Origin of the sequence: Rhodococcus sp. IEGM1339 (assembly GCF_050321925.1) — a bacterium.
In the GTDB taxonomy this organism is placed as follows: domain Bacteria; phylum Actinomycetota; class Actinomycetes; order Mycobacteriales; family Mycobacteriaceae; genus Rhodococcus; species Rhodococcus pyridinivorans.
Map to the genome: position 1 here is coordinate 1 of NZ_JBNQFT010000053.1, position 3,156 is coordinate 3,156.

Below are 3,156 nucleotides of genomic sequence, written 5' to 3' on the forward strand. Positions count from 1 at the left end.
GATCGGTTAACCGGCCCTCCCACGACACGATCATGAGTGCGGCGTGAGATCCGGGGCCGACGGTGATGCGGGGCGCATGCTGGCGGTGTCGGCTCGATCGAGAAGGGGCAGGAGATGACCGTTCGGGTGCGCACCAGCAGCGACGGCTATGCGATCGACGGCCAGTGGGAGGGATGCGCTGCGGCGAATGCGTTCCTGAAACATCTGGCCGGGCGCGGGTTCAGTGCGGCGACGGTGCGGGCGTATGCGTTCGATGTGCTCAATCTGGCCCGGTTTCTGCTCGATCACGATCTCCGATTGGCGGCGGTGACGTCGGTGACGGTGTTCGAGTGGATCGACTGGCAGGACGTGCGCCGCGAACCCCGCCCCGGCACGGCGAGAAGGAATGGTCGGGGCGCGGCGGCGTCGACGATCAATCGGCGGGTCGCGGCGGTGCGGGCGTTGTTCGAGTACCTGGTGATGAGCGGGATGCGCACTGACAATCCGGTGCCCTCACCGCGGCGCGGGCAGGGCCTGCGACCGCAGGCGCGGGGACTGCTCGGACATCTCGGACCGGGCCGACCCCGAGCTGGGGGCCGGCTGGTGCGCCAACCGCGACTGCTGCCTGAATCCCTCGACGCCGACGCGGTCGAGCAGTTCGTGGCGTCGTTGCGCACTCACCGGGATCGGGCGATGGTGTGGGCCATGCTGTTCGGGGGCCTGCGCAGCGCCGAGGTGCGATCCCTGCGGCTGGCAGACGTCGATTTCGGTCGACGTCGGTTGCGGGTGCTTGGCAAAGGCTCGAAGGAACGGGTGGTGCCGATCGATGCGGCGTTCTTCACCGAACTATCGGCCTATCTGCGCCTCGAACGGCCGCCGGGGTTGGCGACACAAGAGTGTTTCGTGGTGCTGCGTGGCCCCACCCACGGGTCGCCGGTCACCGAGGCCGGACTGCGGTCGCTGTTCCGGCGGCACCGGGAGCTCTCCGGTGCCGGTCGGGTGCGTCCGCACCGGTTGCGACATACCTACGGCACCGAACTGGCCTCTGCCGGAATTGATCTGATGGCGCTGCGGGAACTGATGGGACATGTGTCCCCGGAGACCACCGCCGGATACGTGCACCTGTCCATCGAACAACTCGCCGCCGAATACGGCGCAGCCCGGGCCAGCCTGACAGGGGCACGGCGATGATCACCGCATCGACGACTGTGGCGGCGCCGGACACGGTGCTGGCCGGCTATCTCGACCACGTCACCACCCTCGGGCTGAGCGGAGGCGCCGTCCGCGATCGCGCCCGCATCGCGGGTGCGTTTCTGGCGGAGCACCCGGATCTGCGGGACTGGATGACTCGGCCGGCAGCGGACCGGCTCACCGAACTGCGCAGCACCGGGGCGTGGCCGCTGCTGTGTCACGTCATCGGTCACGATGAGCTGCGACTGGACCTCGAGTTTGCCGCCGTCAAGAACCTCACCGGGCTCGGACGTGCCGTCGAAGCCCGCGACCCAGTCGGATTCGCCGCCGTCCGTGCCGCCGGACTGGCCTTGGGCTGGACACCGTCCTGGGTCGAGACCGTCCTGGGCGAGTGCCTGGCGGTGCTGCTCGCCTGGCACGGCGGATTCGTCAGCGGCATCACCGACAACACCATCGACGATTTCGACGCCGCATTGGCTGCCACACAATCTATTCCGCCGTCGACGCGCCGGGCCTACCGCAACCGGATCGCCGGAATGCGGCAGATACTGTTTCAGGCCCGCATCGTCGACACACCACCACGGCGCCGGCGGTGGGCCCGCAGCTACACCCAACGGTTCGCCGACGTGGCGATGGCCGACGCGATCCGCGCAACATTGCTGCGTTACGTCACCGTCCGGGCATCGGTGCTGCGCCCGAAATCCGTCGAATCGCTGATCAACGACCTGCTGCCGTTCGCGGACTACCTCACCACCGCTCATCCCGAGGTCACCTCCCTCCAAGATCTGGATCGCAGTCACATCGAGGGCTTCCTTGCCTGGAACCGCGCCCGCAGCTGGCGTGGACAACGCGCCGCCGCCGGCGCCGGACGCACCATCTCCAAGGCCGTGATCCAATCGACCGTGCTGAGCCTGCGCAACCTGCTCGATGATCTCACCGAATGGGGCTGGGAGCAGGCACCGACCCGCCGGCTCGTCTTCGCCGCCGACGTCCCGAAACTCGATCAACCGCTTCCGCGGGCCCTGCCACCCGATATCGATGCCGCAGTAATGAATGCGGTTGGCCAGTTGCATGATTCGTTCGCTCGCATCGGGCTGACGGTGCTGCGCGGAGCCGGTCTGCGGGTCGGGGAACTACTCGCCCTCGAACTCGGCAGCGTCATCGATTACGGACCGGCCGGGACCTGGCTCAAGGTTCCGTTGGGCAAACTCGCCACCGAACGCATGGTTCCGCTCTCGGCCACCACCCTCACGGCGTTGTATGAGTGGACCGGCGGGCGCGGTGTCTGCCGACCATTGCCGCATCCCCGCACCGGAGCGTTGACCGATTTCCTGTTCGTCGCGCACGGTCGTCGTCTCGGTCAGACCCGGTTGCGCAACGGACTCCTCGCTGCCGTCGAGTCCTGCGGACTGCGCGGGACCGGCGGCGCACCGTTGGTCGTGACCCCGCATCAGCTACGCCACACCTGGGCCACCGAACTCGCCAATGCCGGGATGAGCCTGCAAGCGTTGATGGCGCTGCTCGGGCACGTCACTCCCCAGATGACTCTGCGTTACGCCACCCTGGCCTCGCCGACGCTGCGCGACGCCTACGACCAGGCTATGGGCAAGATGCGCCGCCGGTTCACCCTCACCCCGGTCGGCAAACCCATCGTCCCCGACACCGTCAGCTGGCTCGGCAGCGAGATGCTCAAAACTCGTGTCGCTCACGGCTACTGCTCCCGCCACGAAGCGGCCGGCGCCTGCCCCTACGCCAACATCTGCGAAACCTGCGACAACTTCGTCACCGGACCGGAATTCCGCGGCGCGCTCGAGGCGCAACGCACCGACATCCAGGCCCTCGAGGCCGACGCCCGCGACCGTGGTTGGCTCGACGAAGCCGCCCGCCACCACCGCGTCACCGACGCACTGACGGACCACCTCCATCGCCTCGATCGCTGACTCGAGTCAACCACCAGGGGTTGATCCGGCGCCGAGGGCCGGATAA

2 protein-coding genes are annotated in these 3,156 nt (G+C 68.0%); both read left to right on the forward strand.

All coding sequences use genetic code 11. The annotated features are described in order from the left end of the window. The first annotated feature begins 114 nt into the window (after window positions 1–114). Window positions 115–1,170 (forward strand): tyrosine-type recombinase/integrase, encoded by a 1,056-nt coding sequence (locus tag ACQR3U_RS23275; protein WP_230811602.1) that lies wholly within the window; start codon window positions 115–117, stop codon window positions 1,168–1,170. Further along, the gene (locus ACQR3U_RS23280) at window positions 1,167–3,110 is read left to right on the forward strand and encodes a tyrosine-type recombinase/integrase (RefSeq protein ID WP_230811603.1); all 1,944 of its coding nucleotides are present in this window, start codon (window positions 1,167–1,169) and stop codon (window positions 3,108–3,110) included. The genes ACQR3U_RS23275 and ACQR3U_RS23280 overlap by 4 nt, the downstream gene beginning before the upstream one ends. Window positions 3,111–3,156: the final 46 nt, after the last annotated feature.